Here is a 15,651-nt window from a genome sequence, read left to right as displayed (position 1 = left end):
ACTGTGCGCAGTCCTGGAGAACACTCGATGAACCTGTCTCTGTACCTGCTGACCGTCCTGATCTGGGGCACCACCTGGATCGCCATCAAATTGCAGATGGGCGAGGTGGCCGTGGCCGCCTCCATCGCCTATCGCTTCGCCCTGGCTGCGGCCGTGCTGTTCGCCATGCTCTGCTTTAGTGGCCGCCTGCAGCCGCTGGATCGCCGTGGCCAGGGCATTTGCCTGCTGCAGGGGCTGTGCCTGTTCTGCCTCAACTTCCTGTGTTTCTACACTGCCAGCCAATGGATCCCCAGCGGCCTGATCGCGGTGATCTTCTCCACCGCTACCCTGTGGAACGCGATCAATGCGCGGCTGTTCTTCAAGCAGCGCATCGCTGCCAACGTGTTGCTCGGTGGTGCGCTGGGGCTGACCGGTCTTGGCTTGCTGTTCTGGCCGGAGCTGGCCGGGCACGAGGCCAGTCGCGAAAGTCTGCTGGGTATCGCCCTGGCGCTGTGCGGCACGCTGTTGTTCTCGGCCGGCAATATGCTCTCCAGTCTGCAGCAGAAGGCCGGGCTGAGGCCGCTGACCACCAATGCCTGGGGCATGCTCTATGGCGCCTCGATATTGATCGTGATCTGCCTGGTCAGTGGCACGCCGTTCACCTTCGAGTGGAACGCGCGCTATGTCGGCTCGCTGTTGTACCTGGCGATTCCCGGCTCGGTGATCGGCTTCACCGCCTACCTGACCCTGGTCGGGCGCATGGGGCCGGAGCGCGCGGCCTACTGCACCGTGTTGTTCCCGGTGGTGGCGCTGAACATCTCGGTATTCCTGGAAGGCTACCAATGGACGGCCCCGGCGCTGCTTGGCCTGGGATTGGTGATGCTGGGTAACGTGCTGGTGTTTCGCAAGCCCAGGCCCGTGCTTGTGGAGGCGAGGGCCTGATTGCCCGGTCGCTTCGCTGCGCACGGCGTACCCTACCCTAGGGTGCGCCATGCGCAGCGTCGATCAGCTCCCGCGAATCAGCTTGCGCAGCGTGTAGGGCGGCCTCAGGAGCGTCAGCGAACAGTCCGCCGGGCCATGTCGGCACCACAACCGACGCCCAATACTCCCAGCGGCATAGTGCTTGGCGATGACTGCATGGATGCAGGCGTTAGAGCGACGCAGGAAGCCAAAGCCGAGTACGCCCGGTTCGGAGTGCCCCAGCGTGGCCAGTTCGGTAGGGTACGCCGTGCGCAGCGTCGATCAATTCCCGCGAATCAGCTTGCGCAGCATAAAGCGATTGGGGTGGCTGGCCTCGGCCACGTCGCGTGGCACCGGCAGCGGTTCGTCCTCCAGCCAGGCGGCGATCAGCTCCCCCGACAGCGGCGCGGTGATCAAACCGCGCGAGCCGTGGCCGCTGTTGATATACAGCCCATCCAGCCAGGGGCAGGGCGTTTCCGGTACCTGGCGGGCATCCTTGGCCAGCACGGCGTAGGCCTCGGCGAATGCCGACTGTTCGGCCAGCGGGCCTACCAACGGCAGGTAGTCCGGGCTGGTGCAGCGAAAGGCGGCGCGGCCTTGCAGGGTGGCGGGGTCGAGTGCCTGGGCATCCAGGCGCTCGGCCAGGTCGGGGGAGATCTCCCGCAGCAGGCCGAGGTTGCCGGCATGCTCGGCCACGCTTGGGGCAAGGTCATCGCTATGGAAGTCGAAGCTGGCGCCCAGGGTATGTTCCCCAGCATGTGCGGGTGCGACATAGCCTTCGGCGCAGACCACGGTGCGCAGCGCGCTGCTGGCCTCGCTGGCCGGCAGGCGGCTGATCTGCCCGCGAATGCGTTTGAGCGGCAGGTTCGCTTGCGGTAGCAGGCGGCCGATCTCGGCAGCGCAGGCCAGCACCAGCACGGGTGCCTCGGCCAGCACGCCGTTCTGTCCCGCTACGCACCAGCGATCATCCTGCCGACTCAGGCTCAGCGCCTCCTGATAGGGGCGCAGTTCGATCGATGGATGCTGCACTAGGTATCGGCACAGCGCTGGTGGGTGCACCCAACCGGCATCCGGATAGAACAGGCCACCGGCCGGCAGGCCGACCCCGGCAAGCGCCTCGGCTTCAGCCTGGCCAAGCGACAGCAGCAGGTCGCTGGGGAAGGCTGAAGCCAGCTTGCTCTGGCGTTCGGCTTCCTTGCCATCGAAGGCCAGTTGCAGCACGCCGCAGACATCCCAGTCTTGACCGCGTTGCAGGTGTTCGAGCAGGCGGCGGGTATGGCCGAAGCCGGCGACGATCAGCCGCGACAGTGCCGTGCCGTGGGCCGACAGTTTCAGGTAGAGCACCCCTTGCGGATTGCCCGACGCCTCGCGGGCGACATCGTCGTGACGCTCCAGCAGGGTCACACGCCAGCCGCGCGCGGCCAGGCTGGCAGCCGTGGCACAACCGGCCAGACCGGCGCCAATCACCACGGCCCGGCGCTCCCCGGCCGGCATTGCCGGGCGGGCGAACCAGGGGGCAGGGCGCTGGGTCGGTTCGCCCTGGAACGGGCCGGCGAGCATCTCGCGCTTGTGGCCGAAGCCCTTGACCCGCACCACGGCGAAACCCGCTGCGATCAGCCCACGGCGAACGAAACCGGCACTGGTAAAGGTGGCCAGCGTCGCGCCCGGTGCCGACAGCCGCGCCAGCTCGGTGAACAGCGCCTCCGTCCACATCTCCGGGTTTTTCGACGGGGCGAAGCCATCGAGGAACCAGGCATCCACCCTGGCATCGAGCTGCGGCAGGCATTCGAGCACGTCGCCGATCATCAGCGTCAGCACCACACGGCCGCCGTCCAGCAGCAGGCGCTGGAAGCCGGGGTGGATGGCGCGGTATTGCGCCAGCAATTGCTCGGCGTAGGGCTTCAGCTCCGGCCACAGGGCCAGGGCGCGTTGCAGATCCGCCTGGCTCAGGGGGAATTTCTCCACGCTGACGAAGTGCAGCCGCGCATCGCTCGGGGCATGCTCGGCGAAGGCCTGCCAGGCGCAGAGGAAGTTGAGCCCGGTGCCGAAGCCGGTTTCGCCGATCACCAGTCGTTCGCCGGCCGGCAGGGCCTGGCAGCGTTCGATGATCTGGTTGTGGGCGAGGAAGACATGGCGGGTCTCCTCCAAACCATTGGCGCGGGAGAAGTACACATCGCCGTAGCTGCGCGACAGCGGCTGGCCGTGTTCGTCCCAGTCGAGCTGGGCGTTATGGAGGTCGGACATGATTGCATCCCGGTAAAACAGGCGGCGATTCTAACCGTTGCGCCGGTCGTTTACCCGGCGCAGGTCAATTCGTGTCGAGCCGCCGTCAGGCAAAGTCGCCGCCTATCCGTTAGGCTGTCATGACCATTCCAGGGAGGCCATTGCATGTTCGAGTCCGCCGAAATCGGCAGCAGTATCGATAAAGAGACGTTCGAGGCCGAGGAGCCGGCGCTGCGCGAGGCCTTGCTGGAGGCACAGTACGAGCTCAAGCAGCAGGCGCGCTTTCCGGTGATCGTGCTGATCAACGGCGTCGAGGGTGCCGGCAAGGGCGAGACGGTCAAGTTGCTCAACGAGTGGATGGATCCACGGCTGATCCAGGTCTGTACCTTCGACGTGCAGACCGATGAAGAACTGGCGCGGCCACCGGCCTGGCGCTACTGGCGCATGTTGCCGCCCAAGGGGCGCATGGGCGTGTTCTTCGGCAACTGGTACAGCCAGATGCTGCAGGGCAGGGTGCATGGCCACTTCAAGGACGCGGTGCTGGATCAGGCCATCGACGGTGCCGAGCGCCTGGAGCGCATGCTCTGCGACGAGGGTGCGCTGATCTTCAAGTTCTGGTTTCACCTGTCCAAGAAGCACATGAAGGCGCGCCTGGAGGCGCTCAAGGACGACCCGCTGCACAGTTGGCGCATCAGCCCGCTGGACTGGCAGCAGTCGAAGACCTACGACAAGTTCGTGCGCTACGGCGAGCGCATCCTGCGCCGCACCAGCCGCGACTATGCGCCCTGGTATGTGGTCGAGGGCGTCGATCACTATTACCGTAGCCTCACCGTCGGGCGCATTCTGCTCGAAGGTTTGCAGGCGGCGCTGGCCAACCCGCAGGGTGCGAAGCTGCAGCCGCATTCGGCGCCGCTGGTCTCCAGCCTGGACAATCGCGGCTTGCTCGCCAGCCTGGACATGACTCAGACGCTGGACAAGGACGATTACAAGGAACAACTGGCCACCGAACAGGCGCGCCTGTCCGGCCTGATGCGCGACAAACGCATGCGCAAGCACGCCCTGATCGCGGCGTTCGAGGGCAACGATGCCGCCGGTAAGGGCGGCGCCATCCGCCGCGTCACGGGCGCGCTGGATCCGCGCCAATATCGCATCGTGCCGGTGGCGGCACCGACCGAAGAGGAACGCGCGCAGCCCTATCTGTGGCGCTTCTGGCGGCATATCCCGGCGCGCGGGCATTTCACCATCTTCGACCGTAGCTGGTACGGCCGCGTGCTGGTGGAGCGGGTCGAGGGTTTCTGCAGCCAGGCCGACTGGCTGCGCGCTTATGGCGAGATCAACGACTTCGAGGAAGAGCTGACCAATGCCGGGGTGATCCTGGTGAAGTTCTGGCTGGCCATCGACCAGCAGACGCAACTGGAGCGCTTCAAGGAGCGCGAGAAGATCCCCTTCAAGCGCTTCAAGATCACCGAAGAGGACTGGCGTAACCGCGACAAATGGGACGATTACGCTGACGCGGTGGGCGACATGGTCGACCGCACCAGCACCGAGATCGCGCCCTGGACGCTGATCGAGGCCAACGACAAGCGCTTCGCCCGGGTCAAGGTACTGCGCACCATCAACGAGGCCATCGAGGCGGCGTTCGCCAAGGATTGATGCGTTAATCGCGGCTGATCGACCCGGATTGCATCCGGGTTACGCCCCTGCATCGGCCCGTATACGCCAGATCAATGATGGTCGCAGCATGTGCTCGGCTGGATTTATCTTCCTGTCATTCGTCATCCAATAACAACGAGGTGCGTCATGCGTGAAGTGGTGATCGTCGACAGCGTACGGACTGGCCTGGCCAAGTCCTTCCGTGGCAAGTTCAATATGACCCGGCCGGACGACATGGCCGCCCATTGCGTCGATGCGCTGCTGACGCGCAACGGCATCGACCCCAAGCTGGTGGATGACTGCATCGTCGGCGCTGGTTCCAACGAGGGCGCGCAGGGCATGAACATCGGCCGCAACGTCGCGGTGCTGTCACGCCTGGGCAACCCGGTAGCGGGCATGACCCTTAACCGCTTCTGCTCCTCGGGCCTGCAGGCCATTGCCATCGCCGCCAATCAGGTGGCCTCCGGTTGCAGCGAGATCATCGTCGCCGGCGGCGTCGAGTCCATCACCATGACCCTGAAAAGCATGAACATGGACAACCTGTTCAACCCGCTGCTGCAGCAGGAAAACCCCGGCATCTACTACCCCATGGGCAAGACCGCGGAGATCGTCGCCAACCGCTACGGCATCAGCCGTGAAGCCCAGGATGCCTACGCCCTGCAGAGCCAGCAGCGCACCGCGCGGGCGCAGGCCGAAGGCCTGTTCGCCGACGAGATCGTGTCGATGGCGGTAAAGTATCTGCAGGAAGACAAGGCCAGCGGCGAGAAGACCATCCTCGAAGGTATGGTCGAAGCCGATGACTGCAACCGCCCGGACACCACCCTGGAATCCCTGGCCAAGCTGCAACCGGCCTTCGACCCGGCTGGCAGTGTCACCGCCGGCAACGCCTCGCAACTGTCCGACGGTGCCTCCATGACCCTGGTGATGAGCCTGGACAAGGCGCTGGAGCTGGGCCTCAAGCCCAAGGCCTACTTCCGTGGCTTCACCGTGGCCGGCTGCGAGCCGGATGAAATGGGCATCGGCCCGGTGTTCTCGGTGCCCAAGTTGCTCGCGGCCAAGGGCCTGAGCGTGGCCGACATCGACCTGTGGGAGCTCAACGAGGCCTTCGCCTCGCAGTGCCTGTACTGCCGCGACAAGCTCGAGATCGACAACGACAAGTACAACGTCGATGGTGGCTCCATTTCCATCGGCCACCCCTTCGGCATGACCGGCTCGCGCCAGGTCGGCCACCTGGTGCGTGAGCTGCAGCGCCGTGAACTGCGTTACGGCATCGTCACCATGTGCGTCGGTGGGGGTATGGGCGCTACCGGGTTGTTCGAGGCCTATCGCTGAGGCGAACGGCAGGCATAAAAAAAACCGGATCCATGATCCGGTTTTTTCATATTCAGGGACGGTCAGGCGGCGACGAAGTTCGCCGGGTAGGCGAGGCCCGCCTGGCTGCTCTGCACCTCAGCGATGCTTTCACGCACCACCTGCTTGGCCAGGCAGGCGCACTTGCCGCACTGGCTGGCGATGCCGAGGGCGCCGCGTACTTCGCGGTAGCTGCAGCAACCTTCATAGACCGCTTCGCGGATCTGGGTATCGGTGACACCTTCACAGAGGCAGACGTACATGGGCAAGGCTCGTCTAGGTTGTTCTGTTCGATGGCTCGGATACTAATGTTAATGAGAATGCTTGTCAAAGATCGGTTGCGAATGCTCGCATCTCCTGACGAACGGTATTGCTTCGCTGTTCAGGCATGAAAACAGGTTCATCGCATTTTCAGGGGGAATGCCTGCTTGGCACCGGACTGGTAAGTTTGTGTGTGATCTTGTTGTCCTTGTGTTGGTGTTCTTGACGCCGCTTTGGGTGTTTTCAGATATTCCGGGTTTCGCCCCCTCGGGCGACTCACTTTTCTTTGAAATGCGCAAAGAAAAGTAAGCAAAAGAAACGCACCCCCGCCATCCGGGTCTCGCTTCGCTCGACTTCCCTCACTCCGGCATCGCTCCGGGGTCGGCGTACATGGGCCATCCCTGGCCCATTACGCCTCTCGCGGCATCCATGCCGCTCGCCCCCTGCGCAATGCCTACGTTCGGCCTCCTGAAGGGGGCATTCGCGCGCCTGAATGAACCGGCATTCCAAGGTCTGCTCGGCGTGTTCTGGTAGCAGTGGAACCACGACATGACCATCGGGTTAAACCAAAACTTTCATTCGTGTAGTTTCAGTTTGCTGGCTTTCAGCATCCCGGTCAGCCCTAGGGCTGACCTTATGTTCAAGCACTCCACGCTAATTCTGGGTTACCGCAGGTTCAGGCGCGTGCAGAGCCCGCCCAGGAGGGCGAGCGGAATCGTCGTGGAAGAGGTTGAGCGACATGGATGTCGCGAGAGCCGCGATGGGCCATGGATGGCCCACCGCGGCGGGCCTCTGGAACGGCGATGGAGTGAGCGAACCCTCGCGCAGCGAGGGCCGGATGAAAGGGCGGAGGTTTTGGTTACTTTTGCTCCAAAAGTGACTCGCCCGGGAGGGCGAAACAAAAAACATCAACAAAAACGCGGCAATCCGGAACAGGCCTAAGAACAACCAACACCGTATTGCCAGTCCAGACACAAGACTGACTTTCTTGAGATTCCGCGATGAACCTGAAAAAACCGGCCTCAGCCGGTTTCTTCAGGTTCGCGAGAGAGGAGGGGGATTACTGATCGAACTCGTCCCAGCCGCCCATTTCCTTCCAGCGATTGACGATGCCGCAGAACAGCTCGGCGGTCTTCTCGGTGTCGTAGCGCGCGGAGTGCGCTTCCTTGCCGTCGAACTCGATGCCGGCGGTCTGGCAGGCCTTGGCCAGCACCGTCTGGCCGTAGGCGAGGCCGGCCAGGGTGGCGGTATCGAAGCTGGAGAAGGGGTGGAAGGGGTTGCGCTTGATGCCGCAACGCGCAACCGCCGCATTGAGAAAGCCCAGGTCGAAGCTGCTGTTGTGCCCGACCAGAATCGCGCGCTTGCAGCCGGCGGATTTGATCGACTTGCGCAGACCCTTGAAGATCTCGCCCAGGGCGTGCTCTTCGCTCACCGCCATGCGCAGCGGATGATCGAGCTTGATGCCGGTGAACTCCAGCGCCGCCGCCTCGATATTGGCGCCCTCGAAGGGCTCGATGCGGAAGAAATGGGTGTGATCCGGATAGAGGAAGCCGCTCTCGTCCATGGCGATGGTGGTGGCGGCGATTTCCAGCAAGGCGTCGGTGGCGCTGTTGAAACCGCCGGTTTCCACGTCCACCACTACCGGCAGGTAGCCACGAAAGCGCGCCGCCATGGGCGTGCGTGGGCCGGACGGCAGGCTGGGTTCCAGTTCGTCTTCGTAGTTGTCTTCGCTCACGCCTGGTCCTCCAGCAGTTTCCAGCGCAGGGTTTCGCCGGCACGCAGTGGCACCACGCTGTTCTCGCCCAGCGGCAGGCTGGCCGGCACGCTCCATTCTTCACGCACCAGGGTGATGCGGTCGCTGTTGCGTGGCAGGCCGTAGAAATCCGGGCCGTGGCAGCTGGCGAAGGCTTCCAGCTTGTCCAGGGCACCACGCTGCTCGAAGGCCTCGGCGTACAGCTCGATGGCCGCGAATGCGGTGTAGCAGCCGGCGCAGCCGCAGGCGGCTTCCTTGGCATGCTTGGCGTGGGGGGCCGAGTCGGTGCCGAGGAAGAACCTGGCGTTGCCGCTGGTGGCGGCATCCAGCAGGGCTTCCTGGTGGATGTTGCGCTTGAGGATCGGCAGGCAATAGAAGTGCGGACGAATGCCGCCGACCAGCATGTGGTTGCGGTTGTACAGCAGGTGATGGGCGGTGATGGTGGCGCCGACGTTGGCCGAGGCAGCCTCGACGAACTGCACCGCGTCACGGGTGGTGATGTGCTCGAACACCACTTTCAGCGTCGGGAAGCGCTCGACCACGCGGGTCAGGTGCTCGTCGATGAAGGTCTTCTCGCGGTCGAACACGTCGATCTCGGCGCGGGTCACTTCGCCATGCACCAGCAGCAGCATGCCGACTTCGGCCATGGCTTCGAGCACCGGGAAGATCTTGTCGATGCTGGTCACGCCCGAGTCGGAGTTGGTGGTGGCGCCGGCCGGGTAGAGCTTGGCCGCGTGGACGAAGCCGCTGGCCTTGGCCGTGCGTACGTCCTCGGGGCGGGTGTTGTCGGTGAGGTAGAGCACCATCAGCGGCTCGAAGCGGCTACCGGCCGGGCGCGCTGCGAGAATGCGCTGGCGATAGGCGTCGGCCTCGGCGGCATTGCGCACCGGCGGAACCAGGTTGGGCATGATGATGGCGCGGCCGAAAGTGCGCGCGGCATCGCCGACGGTGTGTGGCAGCACCGCGCCATCGCGCAGGTGAATGTGCCAGTCATCGGGACGCAGAAGAGTCAGACGGTCGGACATGGGGGCTTCCAGGCGGGTAAAACGTGGCCGCATGGTACCTGAAAAGCGCCGCCTCGCGCTCGCGCCAGCGCGACAATCGCACGCAGGGGGTCAAGTTTCCGCGCGCCTGACCGATACCCCGTGAGAATGCCGTGAACCGCCGTGGAGTCGACCGTGCGTGCGCCCAATTACCTTCTGATCAGCCTGCTGGCCGGTATGCCCCTGTGCCTGCCGGCGCATGCCATCAGCTTCCAGACGCGGCTGGAAAAGGTGGAGTGGACGGTCGAGGGCGACAAGTTCGAGTGTCGCCTGAGCCAGCCGATCAGCAATTTTGGCAGCGGTGAGTTCGTGCGCCGCGCCGGTGAGCAGGTCACCTTCCGCCTCAAGGCCCGCGAGCACTGGCTCGGCAATGGTTCGGCAACCTTGTTGGCCGCTGCTGCGCCCTGGCAGCCGGGGCGTGGCGATATCAACCTGGGCTCGGTCAGCGTTGCCAACGGCGAAGTGCCGTTCAACAGCTCGCAGGAGCAGGGTGCACGGCTGCTTGCCGGCTTGTTGGAGGGGCGCAGCCCGCTGGTGCGGCATCGCACCTTCAATGGTGGCGACAGACTGGAAGTGCGCCTGCTGCCGGTGAAGTTCCACAAGGCCTACGAAGACTACGAAGCCTGTACCGCCAAGCTGCTGCCGGTGAACTTCGACCAGATTCGCCTGACCCAGATCGGCTTTCCCGGCGGTGGTATCGACCTCGACCCGATGGCCAAGGCCAAGCTCGACATCATCCTCGACTTCGTCAAGGCCGACCCGACCATCAACAGCTTCCAGATCGACGGTCACGCCGACAACAGCGGCAACCGCCTGACCAACCGTGACCTGTCGCGGCGCCGCGCCCTGGCGGTGCAGGAATACCTCAAGGCCCATGGCGTCCCCGTCGAGGAGATCACCGTGCGCTTTCATGGCGAGCGCTACCCGCTGGTGCCGAACACCAGCGAGGCCAATCGCGCGAAGAATCGTCGGGCGACCTTGCGCCTGGATCGCGTGCCGCCGGCCGAGGTGCCGCAGCAGAGCGCGCCTGCTCCGACACCGGCCGATCCGCCCGGTAGTCAGCCGTCCTGAAGCGATTCGGCGTCGCTTGGTCAACTCTGTCTGTCGCGCCCCTGTAAATTAGGGCGTGAGGCCAGTAGAATCACGGGTTTTACCGTACAACCCGTGGAGTGATGGCATGGCGGACGTCAAAAAGGTAGTTCTGGCCTATTCCGGTGGCCTGGACACCTCGGTGATCCTCAAGTGGCTGCAAGATACCTACAACTGTGAAGTGGTGACCTTCACCGCCGATCTCGGCCAGGGCGAAGAGGTCGAGCCGGCCCGCGCCAAGGCCCAGGCCCTGGGCGTCAAGGAAATCTACATCGACGACCTGCGCGAAGAGTTCGTGCGTGATTTCGTCTACCCGATGTTCCGCGCCAACACCATCTACGAAGGCGAGTACCTGCTGGGTACGTCCATCGCCCGTCCGCTGATCGCCAAGCGCCTGATCGAGATCGCCAACGAGACCGGCGCTGACGCCATCTCCCATGGCGCTACCGGCAAGGGCAACGACCAGGTGCGTTTCGAGCTGGGCGCCTACGCGCTCAAGCCAGGCGTCAAGGTCATCGCCCCCTGGCGCGAGTGGGATCTGCTGTCGCGCGAGAAGCTGATGGACTATGCCGAGAAGCACGCCATCCCGATCGAGCGCCACGGCAAGAAGAAGTCGCCGTACTCCATGGACGCCAACCTGCTGCACATCTCCTATGAAGGCGGCGTGCTGGAAGACACCTGGACCGAGCACGAAGAAGACATGTGGCGTTGGACCAAGTCGCCGGAAGCGGCGCCGGACACCCCCACCTACATCGAGCTGACCTACCAGGGCGGTGACATCGTCGCCATCGACGGCAAGGCCATGACCCCGGCCCAGGTGCTGACCGAGCTGAACCGCATCGGCGGCGAGAACGGCATCGGCCGTCTCGACATCGTCGAGAACCGCTTCGTCGGCATGAAGTCCCGTGGCTGCTACGAAACCCCCGGCGGCACCATCATGCTCAAGGCCCACCGCGCCATCGAGTCGATCACCCTCGATCGCGAAGTGGCTCACCTGAAAGACGAGCTGATGCCGAAATACGCCAGCCTGATCTACAACGGCTTCTGGTGGAGCCCGGAGCGTCTGATGCTGCAACAGATGATCGACGCTTCCCAGGCCAACGTGAACGGTGTGGTGCGCCTGAAGCTGTACAAGGGCAACGTCATCGTCACCGGCCGAAAATCGGACGATTCGCTGTTCGACGCCAATATCGCGACCTTCGAGGAAGATGGCGGCGCCTACAACCAGCAGGACGCAGCCGGCTTCATCAAGCTCAATGCCCTGCGCATGCGTATCGCCGCTGGCAAGGGCCGCAAGCTGGTCTAAGCTGAGCGACCTGCGCCACAAGAACCCCGGCCACGTGCCGGGGTTCTGCTTTCTAGAGGAGTGAAACCCCATGAGGCTACTGCACACCATGCTGCGCGTCGGCGACCTGGACAAGTCCATCGCCTTCTATACCGAAGTGCTGGGTATGACCTTGCTGCGGCGCAAGGACTATCCGGACGGTCAGTTCACCCTGGCGTTTGTCGGCTATGGCGACGAGGCGCACAACAGTGTGATCGAGCTGACCTGCAACTGGGGAGTGGACAGCTACGAGCTGGGCACCGGCTACGGCCATATCGCGCTGGAAGTCGAGGATGTCTACAAGGCCTGCGAGGATATTCGTGGCCGTGGCGGCAAGATCACCCGCGAGCCAGGGCCGATGAAGCACGGCACCAGCATCCTGGCCTTCGTCGAGGATCCGGACGGCTACAAGATCGAGTTGCTCTCGCCGGCGCGCCGCGACTGATCGACCGATACGAAAAGCCCCGCAAGTCGCGGGGCTCTTTCCGTACAGCTCGACACTCAGATATCGAAGTCGTATTCGGCCAACTGTTTATGCAGGCGGCGTTCTTCGAGGAAGTTGTCGATGATGCGGCGCTTGGTCAGGTTGGTCTTGGCGACTTCCACCGCAGGCTCGGCATCGTCTGCATCGTCCGCGACAAAGTCTTCGTCCAGCTCGAGGTCTTCTTTGTCTGTGCTCATTTCTTCACTCCAGGCCAGCTACCAGGGCCATTTGCGCACCTTATAGCGACAAAAAATGAGCGGGTAAAAAAGATTTTTTCAATCAGATGATCGCCAGATTCTATGTCCGATCAATCGTCGGAGGTCTTGGCCTTGTACTCGCACAGGTCTTCGATACGGCAGGCGCCGCAGCGCGGTTTGCGCGCGGTGCAAACGTAGCGCCCGTGCAGGATCAGCCAGTGGTGGGCATCGAGCAGATAATCCTTGGGCACGAACTTGAGCAGCTTCTTCTCCACCTCGACCACGTTCTTGCCGGGCGCGATGCCGGTGCGGTTGCTGACACGGAAGATGTGCGTGTCCACCGCCATGGCCAACTGACGGAAGGCGGTGTTGAGCACCACGTTGGCGGTCTTGCGGCCGACGCCGGGCAGGGCTTCGAGGTCTTCGCGGTTGTCCGGCACCTGGCTGCCGTGTTTCTCGATGAGGATGCGGCAGGCTTCGATGACGTTCTTCGCCTTGCTGTTGTACAGGCCGATGGTCTTGATGTACTCGCTCAAACCCTCGACGCCCAGGGCATAGATGGCCTCCGGGGTATTGGCCACGGGAAACAGCTTGGCCGTGGCCTTGTTGACGCTGACGTCGGTGGCCTGGGCCGAGAGCGTCACCGCCACCAGCAGCTCGAAGGGCGTGCTGTAGGCCAGCTCGGTCTTCGGCTCGGGGTTGTCCTCATGCAGGCGGCGGAAGATTTCCAGGCGTTTGGCAGCGTTCATAGGGGAGCTACAAGCCTCAAGTTACAAGCTACAAGTAAAAGCAGAAGGGCGTCTCAGCTCAGGGGCGCCTGGAGCTTGCAGGGTGGTTTGGGTATTCCCGGATTGCATCCGGGCTACGGTCTGTCTTGCAGCTTGCAGCTTGCAGCTTGCAGCTATCACTCGATGACCCCGGTAACGCGCACGCGGCGGCTCTGTGCTGGTGCTTCGGGCGCTGCGGCTTTGGCCTTTTCGGCGGCGATCTGGTCGATACGGTTCTTGCCGGCGATCAGCAGGCCGAGAACGATAAAGGCGCCCGGCGGCAGGATGGCCAGCAGAAAGCCGCGGTAGTCCTGTACCAGGGTGAGTTTCCAGTCGGCGGCCATGGGGCCGAACAGCAGGTGCATATTGGCGAACAGGGCGCCGGTGCCGAACAGTTCACGGATGGCACCGATCAGCACCAGCACCGAGCCGAAGCCCAGGCCCATCATCAGCCCGTCGTAGGCGGCGCGGGCCGGGTCGTGCTTGGCGGCGAAGCCGTCGGCGCGGCCGAGGATCACGCAGTTGGTGGTAATCAGCGGGATGAAGATGCCGAGGATCTGGTACAGCTCATAGGTGTAGGCCTGCATCAGCAACTCGATGCAGGTGGTCAGCGCGGCGATGATCATGACGAAGGCCGGCAGGCGCACGGCGGTGTTGACCACACCGCGCACCAGCGACACGGCGGTGTTGGAGCACACCAGCACCACGGCACTGGCCAGTGCCAGGCCCAGGGCATTGACCGTGGAGTTGCTTACCCCCAGCAGCGGGCAGAGGCCGAGCAGTTGCACCAGCGCCGGGTTGTTCTTCCACAGGCCATTGAGGGTGATTTCGCGATAAGAGGTCATCGTTCGTCCTCCGCCAGGCCCAGCAACTGGGCGCGGTGCGTGTCGAAGTAGCGCAGGGCGCCGTGCACGGCCTTGACCACGGCACGTGGGGTGATGGTGGCACCGGCGAACTGGTCGAAGTCGCCGCGATCCTTTTTCACCGCCCAGCCGTCTTCGCCGGGGTCGTTCAGGGATTTGCCGGTGAAGCCGAGTATCCAGTCGCTCTTGGCCAGTTCGATCTTGTCGCCCAGGCCTGGGGTTTCCTTGTGGCTGAGCACGCGCACGCCAGCCAGGCGGCCATCGGCGTAGATGCCCACCAGCAGGTGGATGGCGCCGCTGTAGCCGTCCGGTGCGGTCACCGGCAGGATCAGCGCGTTGGGCTCGCCGCCCTTGAGCGCCAGATAGGCCGACTGCGGGCTGCGGTGGCCCAGTTCGGGGGCGTTGAGTTCGATGCGGTTATCCAGCAGGTGGTTGTCATAGCTGCCGGCCGGCAGAATCTCGGCCAGGGCACGCACCTGCGCTTCGCGCTCGGCATTGGCGATGCGCTCGGCGGTACCCTGTTGCAGCAGGGCGACGGTACCGACGGTGCCGATGGCGAACAGGCCGAGCACCAGGGCGTTCTTCAGCATCGAGCGGCTGATTTCCGGCAGCATGCTCATTCTCCCAGCTTGAAGCCGCTATTGGGCTTGCGGTGGCCGTAGCTGCGCGGCCGGGTGTAGTAGTCGATGGTCGGTGCCGCCAGGTTCATCAGCAGCACGGCGAAGGCCACCGCATCCGGGTAACCGCCCCAGGTACGGATCACGTAGACCAGCACACCGACGCCGATGCCGAACACCAGGCGCCCGCGATTGCTGGTGGCGCCGGATACCGGGTCGGTGACGATGAAGAAGGCGCCGAGCATGGTGGCGCCGGTGAGCAGGTGGAACAGCGGCGAACCGTTGGAGTCCGAGCCGCTGCCGTTCCAGAACAGCAGGCTCATGACGAACAGCGCGGCGAGCATGCCCACTGGTGCATGCCAGGTGATCAGGCGTTTGTGCAGCAGGTACAGGCCGCCAGCGAGGAAGGCCAGGTTGACCGCCTCGCTGCCGGCACCGCCGAAATGGCCGAAGGCTGGGTGACTGGCGTGCAACTCGTCGATGGTCAGGCTCTTGTTCACCTTCAATGCATCCAGTGCGGTGGCCTGGGCCCAGCCATCCGGCAGGTTGGCGATGCCGAGGATGTGCTTGATCCCGTCCAGCGCGGCGACGGCGTGTGGCGCGGGCCAACTGGTCATGTCGACGGGGAAGGAGATCAGCACCACCACGTAGCCGACCATCGCCGGGTTGAACGGATTCTGCCCAAGGCCACCGTAGAGCTGCTTGCCGAGGCCGATGGCGAAGCCGCAGGCGATCAGCGTCAGCCACCAGGGCGAATAGGGTGGCAGGGCCAGGGCCAGCAGCACGGCGGTGACCAGGGCGCTGTAGTCCTTGAGGAAGAAGGTGATCGGGCGCTGACGAGCGGCCAGCAGCGCCGCCTCGAAGCCCAGGGCGCAGAGGCTGGCCCAGACCAGGTTGAACAGGGTGCCGACGCCGAACAGCCAGGTCAGGGCGAGGATGCCCGGCACGCAGGCCAGCAGCACCTGCAGCATGACCTGCTGGGTACGGTTGCTGCCCGTGGCGTGGGGCGATGTGATGCGGGGCAGGGCCATCGGCGCTCCGGTGGTGCTGATACTGCGTTGTGCATTCCCCGGATTGCATCCGGGCTA

16 protein-coding genes are annotated in these 15,651 nt (G+C 64.0%); 7 read left to right on the top strand and 9 right to left on the bottom strand.

Features of this window, described 5'->3' with window-relative positions; all coding sequences use genetic code 11:
- Positions 1-27 precede the first annotated feature (27 nt).
- Entirely contained in the window at positions 28-921 is an 894-nt protein-coding gene (locus ACSVIK_RS12440; RefSeq protein ID WP_442444619.1) for a DMT family transporter, read from the top strand.
- Between the two features lie 300 nt (positions 922-1,221).
- Here ACSVIK_RS12440 and mnmC read toward each other — a convergent pair whose 3' ends face one another.
- Positions 1,222-3,183: a bifunctional tRNA (5-methylaminomethyl-2-thiouridine)(34)-methyltransferase MnmD/FAD-dependent 5-carboxymethylaminomethyl-2-thiouridine(34) oxidoreductase MnmC gene (gene mnmC / locus ACSVIK_RS12435; RefSeq protein ID WP_442444618.1), complete on the bottom strand. Its 1,962-nt coding sequence runs from the start codon at positions 3,181-3,183 to the stop codon at positions 1,222-1,224.
- Between the two features lie 144 nt (positions 3,184-3,327).
- On the opposite strand from mnmC, the gene pap reads away from it, so the two are divergent.
- On the top strand, positions 3,328-4,815 hold the full coding sequence (gene pap / locus ACSVIK_RS12430) for a polyphosphate:AMP phosphotransferase (protein ID WP_442444617.1): 1,488 nt from the start codon (positions 3,328-3,330) through the stop codon (positions 4,813-4,815).
- 147 nt (positions 4,816-4,962) lie between these two features.
- The gene (locus ACSVIK_RS12425; protein ID WP_442444616.1) at positions 4,963-6,147 is read left to right on the top strand and encodes a thiolase family protein; all 1,185 of its coding nucleotides are present in this window, start codon (positions 4,963-4,965) and stop codon (positions 6,145-6,147) included.
- 62 nt (positions 6,148-6,209) lie between these two features.
- Here the strand turns inward: ACSVIK_RS12425 and ACSVIK_RS12420 are convergent, their stop codons facing one another.
- The gene (locus tag ACSVIK_RS12420) at positions 6,210-6,428 is read right to left on the bottom strand and encodes a bacterioferritin-associated ferredoxin (RefSeq protein ID WP_277374305.1); all 219 of its coding nucleotides are present in this window, start codon (positions 6,426-6,428) and stop codon (positions 6,210-6,212) included.
- A 61-nt stretch (positions 6,429-6,489) separates the two neighbouring features.
- Between ACSVIK_RS12420 and ACSVIK_RS12415 the strand changes: the two genes are divergently transcribed.
- Positions 6,490-6,735 (top strand): hypothetical protein, encoded by a 246-nt coding sequence (locus ACSVIK_RS12415; RefSeq protein ID WP_442444615.1) that lies wholly within the window; start codon positions 6,490-6,492, stop codon positions 6,733-6,735.
- A gap of 751 nt (positions 6,736-7,486) precedes the next feature.
- Here the strand turns inward: ACSVIK_RS12415 and rnt are convergent.
- Together rnt and pyrC are read right to left on the bottom strand one after the other, a co-directional pair.
- Positions 7,487-8,161, bottom strand: a complete 675-nt coding sequence (gene rnt / locus ACSVIK_RS12410; protein ID WP_442444614.1) for a ribonuclease T — start codon at positions 8,159-8,161, stop codon at positions 7,487-7,489.
- A complete protein-coding gene (gene pyrC / locus ACSVIK_RS12405) occupies positions 8,158-9,204 on the bottom strand; it encodes a dihydroorotase (RefSeq protein WP_442444613.1) in 1,047 nt (348 codons plus the stop codon). The genes rnt and pyrC overlap by 4 nt, the downstream gene beginning before the upstream one ends.
- Positions 9,205-9,399: 195 nt before the next feature.
- Between pyrC and ACSVIK_RS12400 the strand changes: the two genes are divergently transcribed.
- The 3 genes from ACSVIK_RS12400 to gloA all read left to right on the top strand — a co-directional run bounded on the left by ACSVIK_RS12400 (position 9,400) and on the right by gloA (position 12,080).
- Positions 9,400-10,293 carry a flagellar protein MotY gene (locus ACSVIK_RS12400; RefSeq protein ID WP_442444642.1) on the top strand — a complete coding sequence of 298 codons (894 nt, stop codon included), beginning with the start codon at positions 9,400-9,402 and terminating at the stop codon, positions 10,291-10,293.
- A 106-nt stretch (positions 10,294-10,399) separates the two neighbouring features.
- Positions 10,400-11,617, top strand: a complete 1,218-nt coding sequence (locus tag ACSVIK_RS12395; RefSeq protein WP_442444612.1) for an argininosuccinate synthase — start codon at positions 10,400-10,402, stop codon at positions 11,615-11,617.
- Between the two features lie 70 nt (positions 11,618-11,687).
- Entirely contained in the window at positions 11,688-12,080 is a 393-nt protein-coding gene (gene gloA / locus ACSVIK_RS12390; RefSeq protein ID WP_442444611.1) for a lactoylglutathione lyase, read from the top strand.
- Between the two features lie 56 nt (positions 12,081-12,136).
- On the opposite strand, the gene ACSVIK_RS12385 is transcribed toward gloA, so the two are convergent.
- From ACSVIK_RS12385 to ACSVIK_RS12365, 5 genes are all read right to left on the bottom strand, one after another.
- Positions 12,137-12,316, bottom strand: a complete 180-nt coding sequence (locus ACSVIK_RS12385; RefSeq protein WP_004423730.1) for a PA3496 family putative envelope integrity protein — start codon at positions 12,314-12,316, stop codon at positions 12,137-12,139.
- A 110-nt stretch (positions 12,317-12,426) separates the two neighbouring features.
- Positions 12,427-13,065: an endonuclease III gene (gene nth, locus ACSVIK_RS12380; RefSeq protein ID WP_003245598.1), complete on the bottom strand. Its 639-nt coding sequence runs from the start codon at positions 13,063-13,065 to the stop codon at positions 12,427-12,429.
- A 155-nt stretch (positions 13,066-13,220) separates the two neighbouring features.
- Positions 13,221-13,928, bottom strand: coding sequence for an electron transport complex subunit E (locus ACSVIK_RS12375; RefSeq protein ID WP_442444610.1), 708 nt, complete (start codon positions 13,926-13,928; stop codon positions 13,221-13,223).
- Positions 13,925-14,560 carry an electron transport complex subunit RsxG gene (rsxG, locus tag ACSVIK_RS12370; protein ID WP_442444609.1) on the bottom strand — a complete coding sequence of 212 codons (636 nt, stop codon included), beginning with the start codon at positions 14,558-14,560 and terminating at the stop codon, positions 13,925-13,927. The genes ACSVIK_RS12375 and rsxG overlap by 4 nt, the downstream gene beginning before the upstream one ends.
- 2 nt (positions 14,561-14,562) lie before the next feature.
- Positions 14,563-15,594, bottom strand: coding sequence for an RnfABCDGE type electron transport complex subunit D (locus ACSVIK_RS12365; protein ID WP_442444608.1), 1,032 nt, complete (start codon positions 15,592-15,594; stop codon positions 14,563-14,565).
- Positions 15,595-15,651 lie beyond the last annotated feature (57 nt).

The sequence above is a fragment of the Pseudomonas sp. NCHU5216 genome (assembly GCF_052156495.1).
Classification (GTDB): domain Bacteria; phylum Pseudomonadota; class Gammaproteobacteria; order Pseudomonadales; family Pseudomonadaceae; genus Aquipseudomonas.
The sequence above is the reverse complement of the archived record's forward strand: the minus strand, read 5'-3'. Positions and strand labels throughout refer to the sequence as shown.

What these genes read in the sequence shown, in the direction of transcription:
- ACSVIK_RS12440 (WP_442444619.1), top strand. Translation starts at nt 28, where the DNA reads ATGAACCTGTCTCTGTACCTGCTGACCGTCCTGATCTGGGGCACCACC.
- mnmC (WP_442444618.1), bottom strand. Translation starts at nt 3,183, where the DNA reads ATGTCCGACCTCCATAACGCCCAGCTCGACTGGGACGAACACGGCCAG.
- pap (WP_442444617.1), top strand. Translation starts at nt 3,328, where the DNA reads ATGTTCGAGTCCGCCGAAATCGGCAGCAGTATCGATAAAGAGACGTTC.
- ACSVIK_RS12425 (WP_442444616.1), top strand. Translation starts at nt 4,963, where the DNA reads ATGCGTGAAGTGGTGATCGTCGACAGCGTACGGACTGGCCTGGCCAAG.
- ACSVIK_RS12420 (WP_277374305.1), bottom strand. Translation starts at nt 6,428, where the DNA reads ATGTACGTCTGCCTCTGTGAAGGTGTCACCGATACCCAGATCCGCGAA.
- pyrC (WP_442444613.1), bottom strand. Translation starts at nt 9,204, where the DNA reads ATGTCCGACCGTCTGACTCTTCTGCGTCCCGATGACTGGCACATTCAC.
- ACSVIK_RS12400 (WP_442444642.1), top strand. Translation starts at nt 9,400, where the DNA reads ATGCCCCTGTGCCTGCCGGCGCATGCCATCAGCTTCCAGACGCGGCTG.
- ACSVIK_RS12395 (WP_442444612.1), top strand. Translation starts at nt 10,400, where the DNA reads ATGGCGGACGTCAAAAAGGTAGTTCTGGCCTATTCCGGTGGCCTGGAC.
- gloA (WP_442444611.1), top strand. Translation starts at nt 11,688, where the DNA reads ATGAGGCTACTGCACACCATGCTGCGCGTCGGCGACCTGGACAAGTCC.
- ACSVIK_RS12385 (WP_004423730.1), bottom strand. Translation starts at nt 12,316, where the DNA reads ATGAGCACAGACAAAGAAGACCTCGAGCTGGACGAAGACTTTGTCGCG.
- nth (WP_003245598.1), bottom strand. Translation starts at nt 13,065, where the DNA reads ATGAACGCTGCCAAACGCCTGGAAATCTTCCGCCGCCTGCATGAGGAC.
- ACSVIK_RS12375 (WP_442444610.1), bottom strand. Translation starts at nt 13,928, where the DNA reads ATGACCTCTTATCGCGAAATCACCCTCAATGGCCTGTGGAAGAACAAC.
- rsxG (WP_442444609.1), bottom strand. Translation starts at nt 14,560, where the DNA reads ATGCTGCCGGAAATCAGCCGCTCGATGCTGAAGAACGCCCTGGTGCTC.
- ACSVIK_RS12365 (WP_442444608.1), bottom strand. Translation starts at nt 15,594, where the DNA reads ATGGCCCTGCCCCGCATCACATCGCCCCACGCCACGGGCAGCAACCGT.